Raw genomic sequence first — 22,651 nt, 5'->3', positions numbered from 1 at the left:
ACAGGACGTCTACAACTCCTTCCAAAAGAACATGGACACCATCGGAGTCAACCTCAACAACAACAAATAAACAAATAAACAGAATATTCCGAGCAAACACCTTCCAGAGAAGAAACGAAGCGTAAGACCATGACATCCAGACAGCGTCCAAAGGTGCCTGACGACATCCAGACCAATGGGGCCACCCCCAACCCTTGGTGGGCCAATGCGGTGGTGTATCAGATTTACCCCCGCTCCTTCCAAGACACCAATGGGGATGGGTATGGTGACATCCCTGGTATTGCCAGGCACCTGGACTATCTGGCCGAGCTTGGGGTGGATGCGATTTGGTTGAGTCCGGTCTACCAGTCGCCTCAGGATGACAACGGATATGACATCTCGGACTACCGACGGATCGATCCCATGTTCGGCAGTTTGGAAGACATGGATGAACTGATTGCTCAGGCCCACAATAAGGGGATCAGGGTGATCATGGACCTGGTGGTTAACCACACCTCGGATGAGCACGCGTGGTTCCAAGCCTCCCGCAACCGTGATCCGGCCTACGCAGATTGGTACTGGTGGCGACCGGCTCGCCCCGGCCACGAACCGGGTACGCCAGGTGCCGAGCCCAACAAGTGGGGTGGGAGTTTCGGGGGTTCCGCCTGGCAGTATGACCCTGTGCGGGGGGAATATTACCTGCACATCTTCTCACGTAAGCAGCCAGACCTCAACTGGGAGAATCCGGCCGTTCGCAAGGCGGTATACCAGATGATGAACTGGTGGATGGATCGCGGGATAGACGGCTTCCGCATGGATGTAATCACGTTGATTTCCAAGCTGGTGGATGCCCAAGGCCACCTGCCCGGGGAATGCGGAGGTTCAATCCCTGATAACCCTCCGGGGGAGGAAGGCTATTCCAGTCCATGGCCCTTCTGCATGGACGGTCCCCGCTTGGACGAGTTTCTCAAGGAGATGCGTCAGGCTGTCTTCAATGGCCGTCAGGGCTACCTGACTGTGGGGGAGGGCCAGGGGATCACAGCAGCCCGCAGTGGACAGATAACTGACCCCGCCAGCGGCGAATTGGATATGCTCTTTCTCTTCGACCATATGGAGGTTGACCAGGCAGGTGCCAAGTGGAACCAGACCCCCCTTCACCTGTGCGACCTGAAGAAGGCCATGTTCCGCCAGCAGGAGTCTGTCAGCAAGAAGGGGTGGGCGAGCCTCTATTTCAACAACCATGATCAGCCCCGCATCGTCTCCCGGTGGGGAGATACCTCCACCGACGAACTAAGGGTTCGATCGGCCAAGGCTCTGGCCCTGCTACTTCACATGCATCGAGGGACTCCCTATATCTACCAGGGCGAGGAATTGGGCATGACCAATGCCGGATTCACTCGTCTGGACCAGTATCGGGACTTGGAATCCATCAATGCCTTCCATCAGAGGGTCGAAGAAGCCCACGTCCAGGATGCGGATTCGATGATGAGCTCCCTGGCCAAGGCAGGGCGGGATAATGCCAGGACCCCTATGCAATGGGATGGAGGCCGCTATGCCGGTTTCATGACTCCTGAGGCTGCTGTCGAGCCTTGGATCGCCGTCAACCCCAACAAATCACGGATCAATGCCGCTAGTGAGGTCGATGATCCTGATTCGGTCTTTTCCTTTTACAAGAGGTTGATTGACCTTCGCCACCGGAACCCTGTCATCTCGGCCGGTTCCTTCCAGCCGGTCGATGTTGAGGACGAGTACGTATATGCCTTCGTCAGAGTTCTGGGCGATCGCCGTCTACTGACCGTAGTCAATGTCTCCTCTCAACAAGCCACCTTGCCGGCACAGACGACTGGCCTTCTGAACGGAAATCTGAACGCTTCGCGTCTGGTCATATCGAACCTGGATGGAGCCGATCTCATGGTGGAACTGGCCCGAGGAATTCTGCCGCCTTGGGCGGCCTTCGCCATCGGTTTGTGAACGTCCGCTCCGGCTTTGCCGGGCGGACGGAATGAAAACAGTAACAAGGGTGCGGCAGTGCACCACGGAGGATCAGAGAATGGAGAGGAATGCCATGAGTGTCAACCAAAAGGGGGGTGGCGTGACTGGTCAGGCGGAGGAGGTTGCCCGGGCCGGTGTAACCCCTGAGAAGATAAAAGGCCAGAGTCTGGCAGAAAGCAAAGGCAAAGTCGACGTGATCGACAACCTGGAGGCACGCAGGCATGCCCCCCTTCCCATGCGGGTCGCCGACCATTTCCGGCGCTACTGGGAGATTTGGGTGTTCGTGCTGCCCTCCATATGTTTCGTGGCCCTTTTTTCATACGTACCTATGTATGGAATCCAGCTGGCCTTCCGCGAGTATGACATCACCAAAGGATTGACCGGTGGTAAGTGGGTAGGTTTCAAATACTTTCGACAGTTCTTCAACGACCCCATGTTTGTCGAAATCATCACCAATACCGTCCGCATCAGCCTGTGGACCTTGGTCATGGGTTTCATCGCACCAATCATCCTGGCCCTTTTGATCAACCAAATCGGCAGTTCAAAAATCAAGGGTTTCGTGCAGACGGTCACCTATATGCCCCACTTCATCTCGACCGTTGTCATGGTTGCCATGATCCAGATTTTTCTTTCTCCTGGCACCGGCCTTCTGGGTCGCTTCTTTGGCCGCACCAGCCTCATGGGGGTGCCGGGGGCGTTCACTCCCATCTACTGGATCAGTGAGGTCTGGCAGCACACTGGGTGGAACTGCATCATCTACTTGGCCGCATTGAGCTCAGTGGACCTTAGCCTGTATGAGGCCGCCAAAATCGACGGCGCCGGTCGTCTCCAGCTGATCCGCTACGTGGACATCCCAACTATCATGCCCACGGTTGGCGTCCTCCTCATCCTTCAGATGGGATCGGTCCTGGGCGTTGGTTTCGAGAAGGTCTGGCTGATGCAGAACACGTTGAATGTGACTGCTTCCGAAGTCATATCGACCTATACCTACCGAATAGGCATTCTGGACAACCAGTTCTCCTATTCGACAGCTATCGGCCTCTTCAATTCGGTGGTCAACTTCGTCTTCCTGGTGGCGGCCAACGCCTTCGCCAAGAGGGTCAGCGACACGAGCATCTTCTGAATAAGGGAGGAAGAGACATGTCATCTACACGGCAAAACGTAGACGGTTCCGCCGCCCTCATGGCGACTAAGAGGGGAAGATCTGACGTTCCCTTCAACAAACACAGGGGTCAGAGCAAGACCGCAGGGGATTGGGTGGTCGACATCATCATCGCTTTGATTCTGATCGTTATTGTGTGTGTGGTAATCTACCCGCTTTGGTTCATTATCATTGCTTCTTTTTCTGATCCAACGGCGGTGGCCCAAGGCAAGGTCAACATCCTCCCACAGGGGTTCAGCTTGGGTGGCTACGCCAAGATTCTGGCCGATGACCGGATCTGGATCGGTTACAAGAACACCATCATATACACCTTCCTAGGTACGGCGGTCAACCTGATTGTGACCATACCGGCGGCCTTCGGACTCTCCCGCAGAGAGTTCAGACCTAGGAGGATCATCATGTTCCTCTTCGCGTTCACCATGTTCTTCAGTGGGGGCTTGATCCCCTCCTACCTCCTGATGAAACAACTGGGTCTGTTGAACAGCATGTGGATTTTCATCCTGCCGGGAGCATTTGGGGTTTATAACATGATCATCGCACGATCCTTCTTCGAAAGTTCCATACCTGAGGAGTTGCGTGATTCGGCCCGCGTGGATGGGGTTTCCTACTTCGGCTTCTTCTTTAAAATCGTTCTGCCCCTGAGCTCGGCCATCATTGCGGTGATAGGCCTCTATTGCTTCGTGGGCCACTGGAATGACTACTTCACTGGCTTGATTTACATCCGTAACCAAGAGAAACAACCCTTGCAGAACATCCTTCAGATGATTCTTCTGGCCAACCAGGTGACCCCAGGCTCGGGTAGCAGCATGTCTGCGGTCCAATCGCAGAACTTCGCCGACCAGATCAAGTTCGGAATCATCATCGTATCTACCTTGCCCCTCCTCGTTATCTATCCCTTCCTGCAGAAGTATTTCAACAAGGGTGTAATGATCGGGGCCATAAAGGGCTGAGTATGACCCCTCCCACCAGCCAACCACGGAAAGATCCGATTCAAGCACGAAAGCCGACAGAAAGCCATGAAGATAATCAACCCCCGCAGTCAGATGCCTACCCAGGCCCGTCCTCTCATGGGGCCTGAGACCGTCATTCAGGGAGACCGGTTCAGAATCGCTTTCCTTACTGATTCCATGGTCAGACTGGAGTGGTCAGATTGCGGCGTTTTTGAGGATCACTGCACTCAGATGGCCCTTGACCGGGCCTTTGAAGACCCAGCAGCCCTCCACCTGGACAAACGGTGTGAGGGGGATCGGCTGGTAGTCGAGACACCATACATAATCCTGGCCTACGACGGAGGGCCCTTCAGCCGTGAGGGATTGCAAATCAAAGTCAAGGGAATGGACGGCTACTGCAGTACCTGGCACTATGGGGACGACCAACATGCCAATCTGGGCGGGACAGCCCGGACCCTGGATGGGGCGGACGGCTCCACCAAGCTGGATATCGGCGTCAACTCAACGGACGGATGGGCCCTCATCGATGACTCGTCCTCCAACTTGATTATGGCCCCGGACGACCCTGATCTTCCCGAAACGCTCAAGGGGGCTGATCGGGTGCTCATCCTGCCTCGAAAGCACCAAGAAAGCGATCTTTACTTTTTCGGTTATGGTCACCGCTATCGCGAGGCTGTTCGTGACTTCTACCGCTTGACCGGCCCCACGCCGCTGCTGCCCCGTTTTGCTTTCGGCAACTGGTGGAGCCGCTACCATCGGTATACAGCAGACGAGTACCTGGCCTTGATGGACAGATTCGAACAGGAGGGTCTGCCCTTCACCACCGCCGTCGTCGATATGGATTGGCACCTGACCCGGGTGGATTCCAAATATGGCACGGGCTGGACCGGATACACATGGAACAGGGACCTCTTCCCGGACCCGGCCGCCTTCTTGGAGGGGCTGCACAGCAGGGGGATGAAGGTCACCCTCAACGTCCATCCCCGAGACGGAATCCGTCCCTTCGAAGAGCCCTATCGCCAGGTATGCGCTGACATGGACAGGGATCCGACCGGGAATAAAGCCGTGGAATTCGACTTGACCGACCCCAAGTTCGTCGAGGCCTATTTCCATATGCATCATGACTTGGAGGAGCAGGGGGTGGACTTCTGGTGGATCGATTGGCAACAGGGAAGCGTCTCCAAACTAGCCGGCCTTGATCCTCTCTGGCTACTGAACTTCCTCCACTATGCCGACAGCGGGCGGTCGGGGCGCTGGCCTATGACTTTCTCCCGTTATGCCGGTCCGGGTTCCCACCGCTACCCTATAGGGTTCTCGGGGGATACGGTGGTGAGCTGGGACTCTCTGCGTTTCCAACCCTATTTCACGGCTACAGCCTCCAATATCGGCTATGGGTGGTGGTCGCATGACATCGGCGGCCACATGCTCGGTTACCGGGATGAGGAACTGGAGGCCCGTTGGTATCAGTTGGGCACGTTCAGCCCGATCAACCGTCTGCACTCCTCGTCCTCGCTTTTCAACGGGAAGGAGCCCTGGAACTTCCACCAACCGGCAAGGGGAGTCATGGAGGATTTCCTTAGGCTGCGCCAGGCACTCCAGCCTTACCTATATACGATGAACTGGCGCAACGCCGCATTGGGCAAAGAACTGATAGAGCCCATGTATTGGGGGGATCCGGAGACTGCGGAGGCCTATCAGGTCCCGAACGAGTACCGCTTCGGGACCAGCCTGATTGTGGCGCCGGTCACCGACCCCATGGACCGTGACCTGATGAGGGCTCCTGCCGAGGTCTGGCTCCCGGAAGGCCAGTGGTTCGACTTCTTCACAGGTCGTCTTTATTTGGTGAATGGAGCCGATGGTGTACGCTTCAGGGCTTGGCGTCCCCTGGAATCCATGCCCGTCTTCGCTCCGGCAGGGGCCCTTGTTCCCCTCCTGGCGGACAATCGGTCCAATCGGACGCAGAACCCCGATTCCTTGCGGCTATTGGTCTTTCCTGGCGCTGATGGATCATTCACCATGCGTGAGGATGACGGACATTACCCCCAGGGAGGGGATTTGAGCGCCATGAAAACCGCCGATACCACAATCAGTCTGGATTGGGGCAAGCCCTGCCTGCGCATTTGTGCCGTACGTGGCGAATCCGGCCTGGTGCCCGCCAGCAGGCGATGGCAGGTGGTCCTCCGCGGCGTGCTGCCGGCACGTGTCCAGGTGGACGGGGTCGACTGTCGTGCCGACTACGATCCGGATACCTTGAGTTTGGTTGTTACCCTGCCCGAGCGTCCCGTTGGGCAGGATCAGGTTCTGACCTTTCCTGAAGGTTTGGATCTGGCGGATAACCCTGTCCGAAAGGACGTTTTCGACATCTGTCAGTCTGCCCAAATCGCAAACTCCTTGAAGGACAGGGTCTATGACCTTGTCTGTTCGAGCGGGGTAGGGGCCCTGAGGTCCTTGGAAACCTTGGAGTATACCAGGTCGAACGGAGACAGACAGGTCCTGTCGGGTGAATTCCTGTCGGCTCTCCAAGAGGTCCTTCTGAGGGATTTCTGTTGAGAATCCGATGCGCACTTGGCGTTCGCGCTCCATGTGATGGGTATGGAATCTGACAGGCAGTCCTGACCAGCCGGGTGGATGCGCGGTATCAGCCACGGCATGTCCTGCATATGGGATCCTCATATCGAAGGAGCCTCATGTACAAGGCAATCATCACCGTTGTTGGTATAGACAGGGTAGGCAACATTACTGCTGTCACCATATATCTATTGGGTCACAAGGTGACGTGTCGGACTGACTGGATTTTAACATCACATTCGACGATTTAGTGGACGGGTTGAAGACCTTCAGTAATGGCACAGAGATGAGGATTTGTGCCCAGCGCAGGAAATCTTGACCAGTATGCACGGAATCTGGGGGAGGGGTGAATTCGGCGGTCTGATGGGTTGTGGCCTGATTATCCCCTTGAGTAGGAAATCCAGTGCTGTATTCGTCAATCGGGGCGGACACATCCCGGCGCCCATTCATAGCTTCAAGAACTGAACGCGCTCGCGGGGTTCAGCGGCCGCCTTGGAATCCCAGCTGCCGCCAGGCCTCGTAGATGGCTATGGAGGCGCAGTTGGTCAGGTTCAGGCTGCGCAGGCTGGGCCGCATGGGCAGCCTGACCTGTTCGGCTACGTGAGGGCCGGCCATGATGTCCATGGGGTCGGGGATGTCGCCGGGTTCGGGTCCGAATAGGAGGATGTCGTCGGGCCGGTAGCTGATCTCGGTGTAGAGCTTGTCGGCGTGGGCGGTGAAGGCGATGATCCGGCTGTTGGGCATGGAGCGGACCAGGTCGTCGAAGTCCGGGTGCAGGACCACGTGGGCCATGTCGTGGTAGTCCAGGCCGGCCCGGCGCAGTTTGGTGTCTTTGAGGTTGAAGCCCAGGGGCTCTATCAGGTGCAGGATGGTGCCGGTCACGGCGCACAGGCGGATGGCGGAGCCGGTGTTGCCGGGGATCCGCGGCGAGTAGTAGCACAGGTGGGGGGTGGAGGTTTTCACCCGGCTGGCCTGATCGGCCTTCATCATGGCATCCACTACGGAGATGGGGTTGCCGTGGGCGTCGGTGACCAGCTCATCCGGACCATAATTCGATTTGCGGTATCCGTACTCGTACATGCTGTCGACGGCCTTTGACGGGTCGTCGGACCGCTCCTGCTCCTGCCTGTTCATGAGGCCAACCTACCGTCGCCAAACGACAGGTAAGGCAGCGTCGGTCGGCACCGTCGGGCAGAATACGGCGGTTGAATGAGGCAGAATCGGATGGCGAAGGGCGGTGTGACCATGGAGAACGCGGAAACGGCCCTGGTGGAGAGTGAGCCCATCCGCCTGCGGCTGTTCGACTGGTGGAGCCGGTACGCCCGCAATCTGCCCTGGCGCTTTGGGCGAACCACACCCTGGGGGGTCCTGGTCTCCGAGGTCATGAGCCAGCAGACCCAGATGAGCAGGGTGGTGCCCTACTGGACGGCCTGGATGAAGGTATGGCCGGATGCGGCATCCCTGGCTGTCGCTCCCAAGGCCGAGGTCATCACGGCCTGGGGCCGGTTGGGCTATCCGCGCCGAGCCCTGCGCCTGCAGGAATGCGCACAGCAGGTGGCCGGCCGGTATGCAGACCGGCTGCCCCGGGATTACGACCAGCTGGTGGCCCTGCCTGGCATCGGCGACTATACGGCCAGCGCTGTCATGAGCTTTGCCTACGGCGAGAGGATCGCCGTCATCGACACCAATATCCGCAGGGTGCTCTCCAGGGTCTTTCTGGGGCATGAATCCACTGGAGGCGCTGCCAGCCGAGAGGAACGCCAGCTGGCCGGGCAGGTCCTGCCCGAGGACGAGGCGCAGGAGAGTTTTCGTGCCGAAGACGGAGGCCTGGAGGATGCCGGTGCCGAGGACAGCGGCGGCCAGGAGGGTAGTGGCCGTTTGGGATCGGCTGATCCGCAGATCCGGTCGGCGGCCTGGCGGGAGCCGCCCTCGGCCCGATGGAACCAGGCCGTCATGGAACTGGGTGCCACAGTCTGCGTCGCCCGGAAGCCGGCCTGCGATATCTGCCCTCTGGCCGGCCACTGCCGTTTCCTCAAGGCTGGGCTGCCCGGTCTGGGCGCAGGCAGGACCAGACCTCGGCAGCGTTTTGCGGGCACTGATCGGCAGGTCCGCGGTGCCATCCTTCAGGCCCTGCGGCAGGCTTCCGGCACGCCCGTCTCAAGGAAGGATCTGGAACCCCTGTGCGAGGATGAAATCCGACTTGATCGGTGCATCGCCTCCCTGGATGAGGACGGCCTTCTTGAGATTGGCCAGGACGGCCGCCTAAGCCTGCCTCGGTGAAGGCCGCCCTAGCGATTAGACTGGGTCAGTATGGCCAAGCGACGCATGAGCGAGAAGAAGCGACGGATGTACCGTCGCCGGAGGATCGCGGCCGCCCTGCTGGCGGTGCTCTTCCTGCTGGTCTGTGCTGGCCTGGTCTGGGGCGTGGGGGCAGGAATCAGAGCCCTGCGCGGAGGCGATGGGGGCCAGGGTGCCTCGACCAGCGCCCAGCAGTCCGCAAAGACCAAATCCAAAGACAAGGACAAGCAGGGCAAAGATCAGAAGAAGGATGCTGGCAAGAAGCGTTCCTCAGGAGCTCCTGACTGTAACAAGGGGGATCTGGCGCTGGAGCTGGCTGCGCCCGATCCCAGCACTGACGTAGGCGGGTCTATCGACTTTACGGCGACCATTCGTCACAAGGGAACAGGCTCATGCTTGGTGGACGGCTCCGACGGCGGCCGCGTGCTGGTCATCACCAGCGGTCAGGATACTGTCTGGCGCTCCGATGCCTGCCCGGTGGGGGCTCGTACGCTGCTCATGGCCACGGGCGACAAGGATGTGCAGACCATCACCTGGCATGCCGACAGGAGCCAGGAGAGTTGCCAGCCCGACGAGAAGCTGCCACTGGTCGACGCCGGTTCCTACAAGGCCAAGTTGGTGCTCAAAGCCGATTCCAACGTGGTCTCCCAGCCGGTGCCGGTCATGATCCAATAGCAGCTTTTCCAAGACGACACGCCGATTGCGTCCATGGTTCTTGTCTGCTATAGTTTTGACTTTGCATGAGGTATGTCATATAGCGGGCATGCATCATCGAGGAGGTGCCCGCGAATAGGCATATGGCGGCCGTTCGGCATCTCCCTGGGTAACAGGAATGATCGAGTACGGCGAGCGATAAGGAACGTCCATTTTGGCTGCCAATAAAGCTGTAAGTAGTACCACCGCCACGCAGGCACGCGCTGACGAACACGACATCAAACTGCACAAGGCCACCGATCGTGTCAATTTCGGATCCATCCGCGAACCCATCGAGGTACCCTACCTCCTGGGCGTGCAGACCGATAGCTTCGACTGGCTGGTCGGCAACGACCGCTGGAAGAAGCGGGTCGAAGAGGATCAGGTCAACGGGACACATACCGTGGCTCCCGTCTCCGGCCTGGATGAGGTCTTCCAGGAGATCTCTCCCATTGAGAACTTCGCACAGACCATGAGTCTGACCTTCTCGGATCCCTACTTCGAGGAGCCTCGGCACACGGTCCAGGAGTGCAAGGAGAAGGACTACACCTACTCCGCCCCCCTGTATGTGAACGCCGAGTTCGAAAACGGGGACACCGGCGAGATCAAGTCGCAGACCGTCTTCATGGGCGACTTCCCGCTGCAGACCCCCCACGGAACCTTCATCATCGGCGGCTCGGAGCGCGTCATCGTCTCCCAGCTGGTCCGCTCTCCTGGCGTATACTTCGATCGCACCCAGGACCGCAACTCCGACAAGGAGATTTTCGGGGCCAAGATCATCCCCAGCAGGGGCGCCTGGCTGGAGTTCGAGATCGACAAGCGTGATGTGCTGGGCGTGCGTGTGGACCGCAAGCGCAAGCAGTCAGCCATCGTCTTCCTCATGGCCATCGGCATGACCAAGCCGCAGATCCGCAAGGCCTTCAAGGGCTATCCGCTGGTGCTGGACGCCCTGGAGAAGGAGACCATCGAGACCCAGGACGAGGCTCTGACCGACCTCTACAGGAAGATCAGGCCTGCGGACACCGCCTCGCCCGAGGCTGGCCGCAACCTGCTGGATTCCTTCTACTTCAACACCAAGCGCTACGACCTGGCCCGGGTCGGCCGGTACAAGATCAACCGCAAGCTGGGGCTTGAGGCCGACTTCAACGACCGCAGCCTGCATCCCGAGGACATCATCGCCACCCTGAAGTACCTGGTGACCCTGCATGCCGGCGGGCAGACCTTCCCCGGCCGCCGCGACGGCCAGGACATCGAGCTGCGCGTGGACGTGGACGACATCGACCACTTCGGCAACCGCCGCATCCGCCAGGTGGGTGAGCTGATCCAGAACCAGCTGCGTACCGGCCTGAGCCGTATGGAGCGTGTGGTCCGCGAGAGGATGACAACCCAGGACGCCGAGGCCATCACCCCGCAGTCCCTGATCAACATCCGTCCGGTCAACGCCACCATCAAGGAGTTCTTCGGAACCTCCCAGCTGAGCCAGTTCATGGATCAGAACAACCCGCTGGCCGGCGTGACCAACAAGCGTCGTCTCTCGGCCCTGGGCCCCGGCGGCCTGTCCCGCGACCGCGCCTCCATGGAGGTCCGCGATGTGCACCCCTCCCACTACGGACGCATGTGCCCCATCGAGTCCCCTGAAGGCCCCAACATCGGCCTGATCGGCTCCTTGGCAACCTTCGCCCGGGTCAACCCCTTCGGCTTCATCGAGACCCCATACCGCAAGGTCATTGATGGCCAGGTGACCGACGACGTGGTCTACATGACCGCCGACCAGGAGTCCGAGCACACCATCGCCCAGGCCAACCAGGAGATCGACGAGACCGGACACTTCGTCGAGGATGAGGCCCTGGTGCGTGACGCCGAGGCCGAGGCCAAGGATGTGCCCGTCTCCCAGGTGGACCTGATGGATGTCTCCCCCCGGCAGATGGTTTCGGTGGGCGCCTCCCTGATTCCCTTCCTGGAGCACGACGAGGGCCACCGAGCGCTGATGGGCACCAACATGCAGCGTCAGGCCGTCCCCCTGGTCAAGTCCGAGCGGCCCCTGGTGGGCACCGGCTCCGAGTGGCGCTCCGCCATCGACTCAGGCGATGTCATCCTGGCCGAGAAGCCGGGCGTGGTCACCTATGTCTCCGCAGACATCATCCGCGTAATGAATGACGACGGTACCCAGTCCTCATACAAGCTGGCCAAGTTCCAGCGGTCCAACCAGACCACCTGCTACAACCAGGTCCCCTTGATCAAGGACGGGGAGCGGGTCGAGGCCGGCACGGTCCTGGCTGACGGCCCCGCCACCGAGAAGGGCGAGATGGCCCTGGGCAAGAACGTCCTGGTGGCCTTCATGCCTTGGAACGGCTACAACTACGAGGATGCCGTCATCATCTCCCAGCGGCTGGTACAGGACGACACCCTGAGCTCCATCCACATCGAGGAGTATGAGACCGACGCCCGCGAGACCAAGCTGGGCGCTGAGGAGATCACCCGGGACCTGCCCAACGTGGGCGAGGATGCGGTGGCCAACCTGGACGAGCGCGGCATCATCCGCATCGGCGCAGAGGTCGAGGCCGGGGACATCCTGGTCGGCAAGGTCACCCCCAAAGGCGAGACCGAGCTGACCCCCGAGGAGCGGCTCCTGCGAGCCATCTTCGGCGAGAAGAGCCGCGAGGTGCGCGACACAAGCCTGCGGGTGCCCCACGGCGAGACCGGCACGGTCATCGAGGTCAAGGAGGTCACCCGCGAGGATGCCGAGGAGGACGGCGATGAGCTGCCCAACGGCGTCAACCGGATGATTCGGGTCTACATCGCCCAGCACCGCAAGATCACCCAGGGCGACAAGCTCTCGGGCCGTCACGGCAACAAGGGTGTCATCTCGAGGATCCTGCCCGAGGAGGATATGCCCTTCATGGCCGATGGCACCCCCATCGACATCATGCTCAACCCGCTGGGCGTGCCCTCCCGTATGAACCTGGGCCAGGTCCTGGAGCTCCACCTGGGGTGGATCGCCCACTCCGGCTGGGACATCAGCCTGGATCCCGACCTGGAGGCGGAGTGGAAGAAGCACATCCCGGCAGGTGCCGAGAAGGCCGAACCCGGTACTGCTGTGGCAACCCCGGTCTTCGATGGCGTGCGTGAGGATGCACTGAACGGCCTGCTCAAGACCACCCTGCCCAACCGTGACGGCGAGCGCCTGGTGGGCGACGACGGCAAGGCTGTGCTTTACGACGGCCGCACCGGCGAGCCTTTCACCAAGCCCATCTCCGTGGGCTACATGTACATGCTCAAGCTCCACCACCTGGTGGATGACAAGATCCACGCCCGGTCCACCGGCCCTTACTCGATGATCACCCAGCAGCCCCTGGGCGGCAAGGCCCAGTTCGGCGGCCAGCGCTTCGGCGAGATGGAGGTCTGGGCCCTGGAGGCCTACGGCGCCGCCTACACCCTGCACGAGATGATGACCACCAAGTCCGACGACGTGGACGGCCGCGTCCGGGCCTATGGAGCCATCGTGCGCGGGGAGAACCTGCCGGCGGCCGGCATCCCCGAATCCTTCAAGGTGCTGCTCAAGGAGATGCAGTCGCTCTCCTTGAACGTGGAGGTGCTCAACGCGGAAGGCAACGTGATCGAGATGAAGGACGAGGACGACGACCCCAGCGCCGCCTCCGACGACCTGGGCTTCAACATCGGCGCCCGCCCGGACGCCGCCGCCAAGGCCGACCAGTCCGCTCCCGAGCCGGAGTATCGCTGAACCACCAGTCACAGGGATGCCCTCCTGAAGGGCATCCCGCCAAGAGGCAAACTTCAGAGCAGTTACAAGATCAGAGACAGGACACAGAGTGCTGGACGTCAATGCATTTGACAAACTGAGAATCGGACTGGCCACAGCCGACGACATCCGTGGCTGGAGCTATGGCGAGGTCAAGAAGCCAGAAACGATCAATTACCGTACCTTGAAGCCCGAGAAGGACGGCCTGTTCGGCGAGCAGATCTTCGGACCCACCCGCGACTGGGAGTGCGCCTGCGGCAAGTACAAGCGCGTGCGCTTCAAGGGGATCGTCTGCGAGCGCTGCGGCGTGGAGGTCACCCGTTCCCGCGTCCGCCGCGAGCGTATGGGCCATATCGAGCTGGCCGCCCCCGTCACCCACATCTGGTTCTTCAAGGGCGTGCCCTCCCGGCTGGGATACCTGCTGGACATCGCGCCCAAGGACCTGGAGAAGGTCATCTACTTCGCGGCCTACATGGTCACCAAGGTGGATGAGGAGCAGCGTCACAAGGACCTGCCCGACCTTCAGGACGAGTTCGACAATGAAATCTCCCAGCTGGAGAAGAAGCGCGACCTGGAGATCGACAAGCGCGCCAAGAAGCTGGAGGAGGACCTGGCCGAGCTGGAGAAGACCGACGAGGTCAAAGGTTCCATGAAGGCCCGTCTGCGCAACGGGGCCGAGCGGGACATGACCGCCATCCGCAAGCGCTATGACGACCAGATTCAGCGGATCACCGCCGTCTTCGACCGCTTCAAGACCCTGAAGCCCGGCGACATGGAGGGTGACGTTGATCTGTGGCGGGAGATGCAGGACCGCTACGGTGACTACTTCGAGGGCTGCATGGGCGCCGAGGCCATCAAGAAGCGTCTGCAGGACTTCGACCTGGAGGGTGCCGCCAAGGAGCTCCGTCACGAGATCGACACTGGCTCCGGCCAGCGCAAGGCCCGTGCCCTCAAGCGGCTCAAGGTGGTCTCCGCCTTCCTGAACACCGGCAACAAGCCCGAGGCCATGGTTTTGGATGTCGTCCCGGTCATCCCGCCCGACCTGCGCCCCATGGTGCAGCTGGACGGCGGCCGCTTCGCCACCTCCGACCTGAACGACCTCTACCGACGCGTCATCAACCGCAACAACAGGCTCAAGCGCCTGATCGAGCTGGGCGCCCCCGAGATCATGCTCAACAATGAGAAGCGCATGCTCCAGGAGGCAGTGGACTCCCTCTTCGACAACGGCCGCCGTGGGCGTCCCGTCACCGGAGCCTCCAACCGTCCCCTGAAGTCCCTGGCAGACATGCTCAAGGGCAAGCAGGGCCGCTTCCGCCAGAACCTGCTGGGCAAGCGTGTGGACTACTCCGGCCGTTCCGTGATTGTGGTCGGGCCCTCCCTGCGCATGCACCAGTGCGGCCTGCCCAAGCCCATGGCCCTGGAGCTCTTCAAGCCCTTCGTCATCAAGCGGCTGGTGGACCTCAACTACGCGCAGAACATGAAGAGCGCCAAGCGCCTGGTCGACCGTGGCGATCCCGAAGTCTGGGGCGTGCTGGAGGAGGTCATCTCCGAGCATCCCGTCCTGCTCAACCGTGCGCCTACGCTGCACCGTCTGGGCATCCAGGCCTTCGAGCCCATCCTGGTCGAGGGCAAGGCCATCCACCTGCCCCCGCTGGCCTGCGCGGCCTTCAACGCCGACTTTGACGGCGACCAGATGGCAGTCCACCTGCCCCTGTCGGCAGAGGCCCAGGCTGAGGCCCGTTCGCTCATGCTGGCCTCCGACAACATCCTCAAGCCCGCTGACGGCCATACGGTCACCATGCCCTCCCAGGACATGATTCTGGGTCTGTACTATCTGACCACCGTGGTTGACGGCGCCAAGGGCCAAGGCCGGATCTTCTCCAGCCTTGCCGAGGCCCGGATGGCCCTGGACCTGGGCGAGATCGACATGCAGGCCAAGATCCTGCTGCGGGTGCCCGCCGACTTCGTCATGCCCAAGGACTGGAAGCCCGGCGACCTCAAGGTCATCGACCCCGAGCCCGGCAGCCCTGACGTGGTCAAGGAGGAGGTCTTCAAGGACGGCTCCCGTCTGTTCGCTACCAACTACGGACGGGTCCTGTTCAACCGGACGCTGCCTGTGGACTACCCCTTCATCAACGAGCAGGTGCCCAAGGGCAAGCTGTCCGGCATCGTGGACGACATCGCCACTCGGTACTCGACCGCACAGGTTGCGGCGACCCTTGATGCCCTGAAGGACCTGGGCTTCACCCGGGCCCAGTGGTCCGGCGTGACCATGGCCTTCTCCGACATCGTGGTGCCGCCCGAGCGCGGCGAGATCGTCAATGAGTACCAGGGGCAGGCCGCCAAGGTCAACTCCCAGTACGACATGGGTCTGCTGACTGACGAGGAGCGCCGTCAGGAGCTGATCAACCTGTGGACCGAGTGCACCGACAAGGTGGCTGATGCCATGCAGGAGCACTTCACTCCGGACAACAACGTGAACATCATGGTCCAGTCCGGGGCGCGAGGCAACTGGATGCAGATCCGCCAGATCGCCGGTATGCGAGGCCTGGTGGCCAACCCCAAGGGCGAGATCATTCCTCGACCGGTCAAGTCCAACTACCACGACGGCCTGTCGGTGCTGGAGTACTTCATCTCCCAGCACGGCGCCCGCAAGGGTCTGGCCGACACCGCACTGCGTACCGCCGAGTCGGGCTACCTGACCCGTCGTCTGGTCGATGTCTCGCAGGATGTGATCGTGCGCGAGGAGGACTGCGGCACCATGCGCGGTCTGACCATGAAGGTGGCCGAGCGCGACGAGCAGGGCAACCTGGTACTGGTCAAGGCCGCCGACGGCGGACCCTACTCCAGGCTCCTGGCCGCCGACGTCATCGACCCCAAGGATGGCAAGACCGTGCTTTACAAGCGCGGCGACGCCCTGTCCATGGATGTTTTGCGCGACATGGTCGCCCACGGCGTGGAGGAGGTCAAGGCCCGCTCGGTCCTGACCTGCGAGTCCACCCGCGGGGTGTGCGCCAAGTGCTACGGCTGGTCCCTGGCTACCAACAAGCTGGTGGATGTGGGCGAGGCCGTGGGTATTGTGGCTGCCCAGTCCATCGGCGAGCCCGGCACCCAGCTGACGCTGCGTTCCTTCCACTCCGGCGGCGTGGCTTCGGCTTCCGACATCACCCAGGGTCTTCCCCGTGTCACCGAGCTCTTCGAGGCCCGTACCCCCAAGGGCGAGGCTCCTATCGCGGAGTTCCCCGGCACCGTCAAGGTGGAGGACACCGACCGCGGCCGTCAGGTGACCCTGACCCCGGACGACACCTCTGTGGAGGCGCTGACCTACCCGGTCACCCGCCGTGCGCCCATGATGGTCAAGGACGGACAGCATGTCGAGGCTGGCACCCAGCTGATCGAGGGCTCCGTGGATCCCAAGAAGATCCTGCGCATCCTCGGCCCGCGCGCCGCCCAGGTGAACATCGTCAACGAGGTGCACACGGTCTACCGCTCCCAGGGCGTGGACATCCACGACAAGCACATCGAGGTCATCGTCCACCAGATGCTCCGCCGCGTGACGGTCATCGATTCGGGGGACACCGACCTGCTGCCCGGCGAGCTGGTCGACCAGGCCAAGTTCAAGGCCGCCAACATGAAGGCCGTCAAGGCCGGAGGCAAGCCGGCCGCGGGACGCCCTGAACTCATGGGCATCACCAAGGCCTCCCTGGCCACCGACTCCTGGCTGTCGGCCGCCTCCTTCCAGGAGACGACCCGCGTGCTCACCGAGGCCGCCCTGAACCAGAAGGTCGACGATCTCAAGGGCCTCAAAGAGAACGTGATCATCGGCAAGCTGATCCCGGCCGGCACCGGCCTGGCCAGGTACCGCAACGCCACCGTGGAGCCCGACAAGGCCATCCGCGACACCATCTACCCCAACTTCGGCCTGGGTGGCGGCGACGTGGACCTGAGCGACGCCGACCTGAACGATGTGGACTTCTCCAACATCGACTTCGGGGACCTGAAGCTGGGCGACGACTTCAACCCGGACGACTTCCTCAACGACCAGGGCGGCCAGAGCCATCTGGACACCCCCAACGTGCAGGATCCGTCAGCTGAGTCCGGCGATCAGACGGCTGCCACAGGCACGGGATCCTCGGACGCCGCCGATGGCAGTGACTCCGATCAGAAGCCATTCCAGCAGCCTGGTTCGGCCACCTTCTCCTCTTCGGAGGATCAGCACTCCAACCAGTGAGTGCCTGCACGGCCAGTAGCCGCAGATCCGCTTGGGCCGGATGATCCGGCCTCGCGGATTCGGCTGCAGGATATGTGATAAAGGATGAGGGCCTGTACGATCATAGCGATCGCACGGGCCCTCATCTTGTTTTCCTCGCGGTCAAGATTGCAGGCAGACAGTGACGACGATGGCTGTAGATGACGGCTATTTGGCGACTAAATCTCAGCAGGAAGGAAATGTCATTGTGGGTCCAGTCATGTAGGCCCGCCTGCGTAGCCGGGTTTTGATGCCTAGTAGGAGCAGGATCGGGAGGGCGGGTAGCCAGACCGGCATGGTCCAGAGTGTCGCTTTGGTTATCAGGGGTCCGTACTGTTTCCAGAAGGAGGGTGGAGACTGCGGGGATGCTTCCTGCCCGCCGACGGTGGTCCTGCCTTGGGTGGTGTGGTCGTCGTGGGGAGGGTCGGCCAGCGGGGGTGGTGGCTGGCGGACCAGGGTGCGTGGGTCGGGTGGTGTGGGGTCCAGGGATTTGTCCGGGGTCTTGGTCTCTGGTGGTGTGGGGTAGAAGGGGATCCATCCGAGTCCTTTCAGATTGACCTCCACCCAGGCCTGGGCATCACGTCCCGTCAAGTCGATTCGGGTGCTCCCGTCCGCTGACGCCGGACGGCAGGCTGGACCCGTCCGCCTCCTCTGTTGTCAAAGACGGGGTCGAGGCCTTGAAGCGTCAGGTCTATAATCAAGATAAAGGCGGTATCGGGTGGAAGACGTCGGTGTCTGAGAGCCTTGGTTATTTGAAGCCTTTCTCGCCGTTAGCCGGTTCTTTGGGTTCCGTGCTTGCGTAGGTGTAGGGCGAAGGGTGAGTGGTGGTGATGTCTGTGTCGACCGGTGGGCGCGTTGGTGCCGGCGGGGTGTCGGATGGCGTTGATGATCGGGTTGATGCGTTTGTCCTGTCGTCGATCATGTCGCGTGTGGTGGGGAGCATCCCGCATGCGCGGCCTGGTGCCCGTGAGTTCTCTCTGGGCGGGGTCCTGTGGAAGACGGTGCTGTACGGAATGACCTATTTAGCCGGGTTCGCCTGCGGCTGGTTCCTCCTGTTTGACCAGGACCAGGATTGGATCCGCATGCGGATAGGTCAAGCTGTTTTGCTTGCTGTGCTTTCCGCATTTGCTGTTCTGATCCTGTTGGGGCGGTATGAGGATGGGAAGGGGCGCCCGGGGCCCTGGTTTGTGATGTTGTCGCTTCCGTGCGCTCCAGGGTTCGGCATCATATTGGGTTCTGGCGCCCGCTATTCCGGTGGCGTGATCCGGTGGATTCTGGTGTCGGTGGCTGTGTTGGTGGCTGTTGGGGTGTTGGTATTTCCGGTGGTGATGCGGCTGGTGCGCAACGGGTTCGTGTGGTGGGCGGCGATGGTGGTGTTGTGTGTGGTGCCGTCCTGGATGCTGGCCAAGGTGACGGGGTCGGCTGGCGCGTCCTTGCTCTGGTGCTGCGTGGTGGGCATCGTCGGCGCCTTGTGGTTCGTGCTGGACATGTGGGCGATCGAGAAATGCGCGAGCACGCATCGTGATGCGGCTTTCGAGTGGTTGGCGGCCTGGGCACTGGTGTTCGATCTGATCCTGCTGATCGCTTCCCTCCTGGGAACCTCCAATGATGACGACGATGCCGGCCGGTGACGCCGGACGGTGGGTTGCGCCATGGGTGTGCTTGCGTTGATGTCGATATTGGATGTTCCGTCCCGACAATCCGTCGGGATGGGTTTATGAAGAAAGTGAAGGTGAGGATTATGGCCAGTGCCTTGTTATCGAAGAGGCCGCCTCGTGTGGATGTGATGAAGGGGTACGAGCCCATGTACGATGCGACCATGCAGGAGTGCATGCAACGGCCCTTTTACCTGTATGCGAGAGGGAAGGGACGTTCCTGCCGCAAGGAGATATGGGTTTTTGCCGCGTTCGTCTGGGTCTTGGACACCTTCCTGACCCGCTTGTTCTCTTCGGGTCTCTTGGCCGTCATACCGGGGCTGTTCTCCCTGGCGGTGCTGGTGCCTATGTATGCCCTGACGGTGCGGCGTCTGCATGATCTGGCCCTGTCGGGGTGGTTGGCGCTCGTCCCTTATGTGCTGGAGGTGGTGGGCGTGGGTCTGATTGTCGGTCCGATGGTGTCGGATACCTTGGAAGGACTGGATCCGTCCGCCCCTTCGCCCCTGGGGGTCATCATCCTCCTTCTGGCTGTAGTAGTCCGGCTGGCCATCATGTGCGTTCCCTCGCGTCATCGTCATCCAGTTGTCGATAACGGAAGCCTCAGTGTGAGTCGGACTGGTACGGCACAGTATCCAGGGAACCCGAACGGACAGTGAACCCTCTGCTGTAACAGGAAAGGGTGAACCTCGACGATGCGGGATGGAAAGAGACCTGCATGAACGGCACTGATACAAGAGCGGAATCGACGTTCTGGTGGGCCAAGTGGCGGATTCGAGGCTTTGAGCAGGAGAGTGGTGTGTGATGGCTGATGGTGTTTCTGGTTCCTTGCGGCTTCCTGTCGGGAGGTCCTGGCTGCAGAGTGCGTCTTCGGTCATGTCGCGGGTGGCGGGATGCGCGCGTCATGCGGCTGTGGGGGAGCGTGCCTTTTCTCGTGCCGGCGTGGTGCGCAAGCTGGCGGTGTACGGGGCGGCTTTCCTGGCGGGGTTTGTACCGGGCTGGGCGTTCCTGTACGACCAGGAGGAGCAGTGGGTGCGCGACCGTTGCATCCTGTTTCTGCTGGTGGGTCTGTTTTCGGTTTTTGCGATGTGGTGGTTTTTGGGCCGGTTCGAGAGCCGTGGGGGGCGTCCGGGGTTCTGGTGCCTGGCGCTGACGATGCCGCTGATGCCCTGCTGGGGGGTGGCGTTCGGCGCGATTACCGGCGCGTATCCGGGTGTGATGCGTTGGGTGTTCGTGTCGGTGGCTGTGCTGGTGGTGGCCGGGATAACCTGGCTGCGGTTTGTGTCGGATCTGGTGCGTGGCCGTGTGGCGGCGTGGGCTGCTTCTGCTGCGTCGTGCGTGGTGCCGTCGTGGATGGTGTGCCTGTTGTTCGGGGGTTCCCCTTTGTCGTGCCTGCCCTGGTGCGTGGCGGTGGGAGCAACGGGTGCCTTGTGGTTTCTGCAGGACCTGTGGGCGATCGACTATTGTGCGGGCGACGACCGTGACGCCTCCTTCGAGTGGCTGGCGGCTTGGGCGCTGATCTTCGACCTGATGACCCTGGTGGCCGCCCTGGCACGCGGCAGCACCGCCGCACAGGATCAATGAGGGGGTTGCTGGTATGGAATCGTCCAGGCTTTTACTGGGCTTCAGGCCTTACGTAAACGATATCTACAGCCGTAATGCAATCCACGCTGGTTGTCGACAATGAAGTTGGTTGCAGCGGAATCTGTTCTGGTTGGCCGCTCGAGTTGCATGGAAGGAAAGGGACCATGGCTGTTGCCTTGTTTGAAAATAGACCGCCTCGTGTGGCAGAGATGAAGGGTTTCGAACCCATGTATGACGCCACATTTCGAGAATGTCTGCAGCGGCCGTTCTACCTGTTTGCCCGGGGGCGGGGGAGATCGTGCCGCAAGGAGATATGGGTGTTCTTCATCGTTCTATCAATTGTAGAGCAGGGCCTGAGTAAGGTATGCGGAGGGGGATCCTGGGCTCTCATCCCCCTGGTCTTTGACCTGATCATGGTGGTGCCAGAGTACGCTCTGGAGGTGCGGCGTCTGCATGATTTATTGCTGCCGGGATGGCTGACTTTGATTCCGTACGGTCTTATGGTTATAGCCACGATTGGTCTGGTGAAATCTCGAATGTTGACCATAGGTGGCGGTCCTTTGCTTTTGGCTGTCGTCCCGCTGCTCGTGGCGATAGTGATTCAGCTGGTCATCATGTGCACGCCTTCCCGTCATCGCCGTCTGTCCTTTGACAACGGGGCAATTGACAACGGAGTAATCGACAACGTGACAATAGGGGCGGGAATGAACCAGTCGGGTACGACCCGACCTTGACTGACTAGCCTGCACGGGTGGATTTATATAAGGAGACTGGGATGACTGATACTGCTGCGGATGTGGGAGGACAGGGAACCGCTGGGATGAGTGTGGATGAGCAATTGTTGCAAGGCCTTCCAACTCCCATTGCCCGCATAATACGACTGCTCGCTCAGCGGGGGATACCCTCGTACGTCAATGCCAGCGGCGGTCCTGTACTGGTGCCGTTGGTCGACTGCGGCATTACTTTTGAAATGAGCAAAAGTCTGGATTCGGTTGGTTTCACAAGTCTGTGGAGCCGGGGATTCAGCTCCGCCAGGTATCGGGATGCGGTGAATGTCTGTACTGAATGGAACCGATCAGTTGGATATCTCAAGGCCTATGCCACCGAACCTTCCTTAGAGCAGAACCAGGCCGTCAGGATAGCGGGAGTCGGGCAGATTATGTGCGACGAGCGGGATGAGGTACTGGGACAGCGTCTCGATGATTCCATCTATCTGATACAGAATCTTTATGCTTGGGTGAATGATCAGTGCCCGGATCCCATACGCATACCGAACGCACCGTACGGAAGAGGGGCATGAACAAATGGAACAGCCGATGAAAACCGTGGTTGACGGGAAGAGAATACAGCAGTGGCTGGATGCCCAAGGATACCGTGTCGAGTATCATGAGCAGGCCTGGATCGGTTTATGGGGGAATATTGTGCTCGATTTCAGTGTACGTGGCGAGCATGATGAGTATCTCGTGGTTCATGGGACTGAGCAGGGCAGTCATCCGAATGGCCAGCATGATTTGCTTGAGGATTGCTGCAATGCCTGGAATCGGTACTATGAGGGGCCGGCTGCCTATTTGCAGAGTTCCGAAAAAGGCCTGGTCTTCCACACGTTGTTCGTGGTGAATTGCCAGGGCGGGATGGATGATGACCAGTTCGATCGCCTGCTGAAGTATGCCATGGCGGGTTCGGACGGTTTCCTTCGTTTTGCCCAAGAGCAGCTGTCGAAGATAAGGATTGCCTAGGACGAAGTGCAGGGTCAGGCGTGACCGT

The 22,651-nt window shown here is 60.7% G+C and carries 16 protein-coding genes; 14 read left to right on the top strand and 2 right to left on the bottom strand.

The features are described 5' to 3' along the window. The first annotated feature begins 129 nt into the window (after positions 1 to 129). The 4 genes from H3T90_RS03165 to H3T90_RS03150 all read left to right on the top strand — a co-directional run bounded on the left by H3T90_RS03165 (position 130) and on the right by H3T90_RS03150 (position 6,633). On the top strand, positions 130 to 1,950 hold the full coding sequence (locus H3T90_RS03165; RefSeq protein ID WP_198229562.1) for a glycoside hydrolase family 13 protein: 1,821 nt from the start codon (positions 130 to 132) through the stop codon (positions 1,948 to 1,950). A 94-nt stretch (positions 1,951 to 2,044) separates the two neighbouring features. Continuing rightward, positions 2,045 to 3,094: an ABC transporter permease gene (locus H3T90_RS03160; protein ID WP_232350499.1), complete on the top strand. Its 1,050-nt coding sequence runs from the start codon at positions 2,045 to 2,047 to the stop codon at positions 3,092 to 3,094. Between the two features lie 59 nt (positions 3,095 to 3,153). Next, positions 3,154 to 4,083, top strand: a complete 930-nt coding sequence (locus tag H3T90_RS03155) for a carbohydrate ABC transporter permease (RefSeq protein ID WP_198229596.1) — start codon at positions 3,154 to 3,156, stop codon at positions 4,081 to 4,083. A 66-nt stretch (positions 4,084 to 4,149) separates the two neighbouring features. Further along, entirely contained in the window at positions 4,150 to 6,633 is a 2,484-nt protein-coding gene (locus tag H3T90_RS03150) for a glycoside hydrolase family 31 protein (RefSeq protein ID WP_198229561.1), read from the top strand. Positions 6,634 to 7,131: 498 nt separating this feature from the next. Here H3T90_RS03150 and H3T90_RS03145 read toward each other — a convergent pair whose 3' ends face one another. Then, positions 7,132 to 7,785 (bottom strand): tRNA (cytidine(34)-2'-O)-methyltransferase, encoded by a 654-nt coding sequence (locus tag H3T90_RS03145; RefSeq protein ID WP_198229560.1) that lies wholly within the window; start codon positions 7,783 to 7,785, stop codon positions 7,132 to 7,134. 90 nt (positions 7,786 to 7,875) lie between these two features. Here H3T90_RS03145 and H3T90_RS03140 point away from each other — a divergent pair, with 90 nt between their 5' ends. The 4 genes from H3T90_RS03140 to H3T90_RS03125 all read left to right on the top strand — a co-directional run bounded on the left by H3T90_RS03140 (position 7,876) and on the right by H3T90_RS03125 (position 17,633). Next, complete coding sequence (locus tag H3T90_RS03140) at positions 7,876 to 8,931, top strand: A/G-specific adenine glycosylase (protein ID WP_198229559.1); 1,056 nt, start codon at positions 7,876 to 7,878, stop codon at positions 8,929 to 8,931. Positions 8,932 to 8,976: 45 nt separating this feature from the next. Then, on the top strand, positions 8,977 to 9,624 hold the full coding sequence (locus H3T90_RS03135) for a hypothetical protein (RefSeq protein ID WP_198229558.1): 648 nt from the start codon (positions 8,977 to 8,979) through the stop codon (positions 9,622 to 9,624). 193 nt (positions 9,625 to 9,817) lie between these two features. Next, positions 9,818 to 13,384, top strand: coding sequence for a DNA-directed RNA polymerase subunit beta (gene rpoB / locus H3T90_RS03130; RefSeq protein WP_046322549.1), 3,567 nt, complete (start codon positions 9,818 to 9,820; stop codon positions 13,382 to 13,384). An 88-nt stretch (positions 13,385 to 13,472) separates the two neighbouring features. Further along, on the top strand, positions 13,473 to 17,633 hold the full coding sequence (locus tag H3T90_RS03125) for a DNA-directed RNA polymerase subunit beta' (RefSeq protein WP_046322550.1): 4,161 nt from the start codon (positions 13,473 to 13,475) through the stop codon (positions 17,631 to 17,633). Positions 17,634 to 17,837: 204 nt separating this feature from the next. Here H3T90_RS03125 and H3T90_RS03120 read toward each other — a convergent pair whose 3' ends face one another. Next, a complete protein-coding gene (locus H3T90_RS03120) occupies positions 17,838 to 18,242 on the bottom strand; it encodes a transglutaminase domain-containing protein (protein WP_198229557.1) in 405 nt (134 codons plus the stop codon). Between the two features lie 239 nt (positions 18,243 to 18,481). Between H3T90_RS03120 and H3T90_RS03115 the strand changes: the two genes are divergently transcribed. The 6 genes from H3T90_RS03115 (at position 18,482) to H3T90_RS03090 (ending at position 22,623) form a co-directional block, all read left to right on the top strand. Continuing rightward, positions 18,482 to 19,282 carry a hypothetical protein gene (locus H3T90_RS03115; RefSeq protein ID WP_198229556.1) on the top strand — a complete coding sequence of 267 codons (801 nt, stop codon included), beginning with the start codon at positions 18,482 to 18,484 and terminating at the stop codon, positions 19,280 to 19,282. Positions 19,283 to 19,392: 110 nt separating this feature from the next. Then, the gene (locus H3T90_RS03110) at positions 19,393 to 19,962 is read left to right on the top strand and encodes a DUF805 domain-containing protein (RefSeq protein WP_176694624.1); all 570 of its coding nucleotides are present in this window, start codon (positions 19,393 to 19,395) and stop codon (positions 19,960 to 19,962) included. A gap of 145 nt (positions 19,963 to 20,107) precedes the next feature. Continuing rightward, complete coding sequence (locus H3T90_RS03105; protein ID WP_198229555.1) at positions 20,108 to 20,887, top strand: hypothetical protein; 780 nt, start codon at positions 20,108 to 20,110, stop codon at positions 20,885 to 20,887. 164 nt (positions 20,888 to 21,051) lie between these two features. After that, positions 21,052 to 21,621, top strand: coding sequence for a DUF805 domain-containing protein (locus H3T90_RS03100; RefSeq protein ID WP_198229554.1), 570 nt, complete (start codon positions 21,052 to 21,054; stop codon positions 21,619 to 21,621). A gap of 41 nt (positions 21,622 to 21,662) precedes the next feature. Then, positions 21,663 to 22,187 (top strand): hypothetical protein, encoded by a 525-nt coding sequence (locus H3T90_RS03095; protein WP_198229553.1) that lies wholly within the window; start codon positions 21,663 to 21,665, stop codon positions 22,185 to 22,187. 16 nt (positions 22,188 to 22,203) lie between these two features. Beyond that, positions 22,204 to 22,623, top strand: a complete 420-nt coding sequence (locus tag H3T90_RS03090; protein WP_198229552.1) for a type III secretion system chaperone family protein — start codon at positions 22,204 to 22,206, stop codon at positions 22,621 to 22,623. Positions 22,624 to 22,651 lie beyond the last annotated feature (28 nt).

This window comes from Bifidobacterium polysaccharolyticum, from assembly GCF_016101585.1.
GTDB lineage: Bacteria > Actinomycetota > Actinomycetes > Actinomycetales > Bifidobacteriaceae > Bombiscardovia > Bombiscardovia polysaccharolytica.
The sequence above is the reverse complement of the archived record's forward strand: the minus strand, read 5'-3'. Positions and strand labels throughout refer to the sequence as shown.

Excerpts from the sequence above, each read along its gene's own strand:
- H3T90_RS03150 (WP_198229561.1), top strand. The coding sequence starts at position 4,150 with ATGAAGATAATCAACCCCCGCAGTCAGATGCCTACCCAGGCCCGTCCT.
- H3T90_RS03115 (WP_198229556.1), top strand. The coding sequence starts at position 18,482 with ATGTCTGTGTCGACCGGTGGGCGCGTTGGTGCCGGCGGGGTGTCGGAT.
- H3T90_RS03105 (WP_198229555.1), top strand. The coding sequence starts at position 20,108 with ATGGCTGATGGTGTTTCTGGTTCCTTGCGGCTTCCTGTCGGGAGGTCC.
- H3T90_RS03090 (WP_198229552.1), top strand. The coding sequence starts at position 22,204 with ATGAAAACCGTGGTTGACGGGAAGAGAATACAGCAGTGGCTGGATGCC.
- H3T90_RS03095 (WP_198229553.1), top strand. The coding sequence starts at position 21,663 with ATGACTGATACTGCTGCGGATGTGGGAGGACAGGGAACCGCTGGGATG.
- H3T90_RS03155 (WP_198229596.1), top strand. The coding sequence starts at position 3,154 with ATGGCGACTAAGAGGGGAAGATCTGACGTTCCCTTCAACAAACACAGG.
- H3T90_RS03165 (WP_198229562.1), top strand. The coding sequence starts at position 130 with ATGACATCCAGACAGCGTCCAAAGGTGCCTGACGACATCCAGACCAAT.
- H3T90_RS03135 (WP_198229558.1), top strand. The coding sequence starts at position 8,977 with ATGAGCGAGAAGAAGCGACGGATGTACCGTCGCCGGAGGATCGCGGCC.
- H3T90_RS03160 (WP_232350499.1), top strand. The coding sequence starts at position 2,045 with ATGAGTGTCAACCAAAAGGGGGGTGGCGTGACTGGTCAGGCGGAGGAG.
- H3T90_RS03100 (WP_198229554.1), top strand. The coding sequence starts at position 21,052 with ATGGCTGTTGCCTTGTTTGAAAATAGACCGCCTCGTGTGGCAGAGATG.
- H3T90_RS03140 (WP_198229559.1), top strand. The coding sequence starts at position 7,876 with ATGGCGAAGGGCGGTGTGACCATGGAGAACGCGGAAACGGCCCTGGTG.
- H3T90_RS03110 (WP_176694624.1), top strand. The coding sequence starts at position 19,393 with ATGGCCAGTGCCTTGTTATCGAAGAGGCCGCCTCGTGTGGATGTGATG.
- H3T90_RS03145 (WP_198229560.1), bottom strand. The coding sequence starts at position 7,785 with ATGAACAGGCAGGAGCAGGAGCGGTCCGACGACCCGTCAAAGGCCGTC.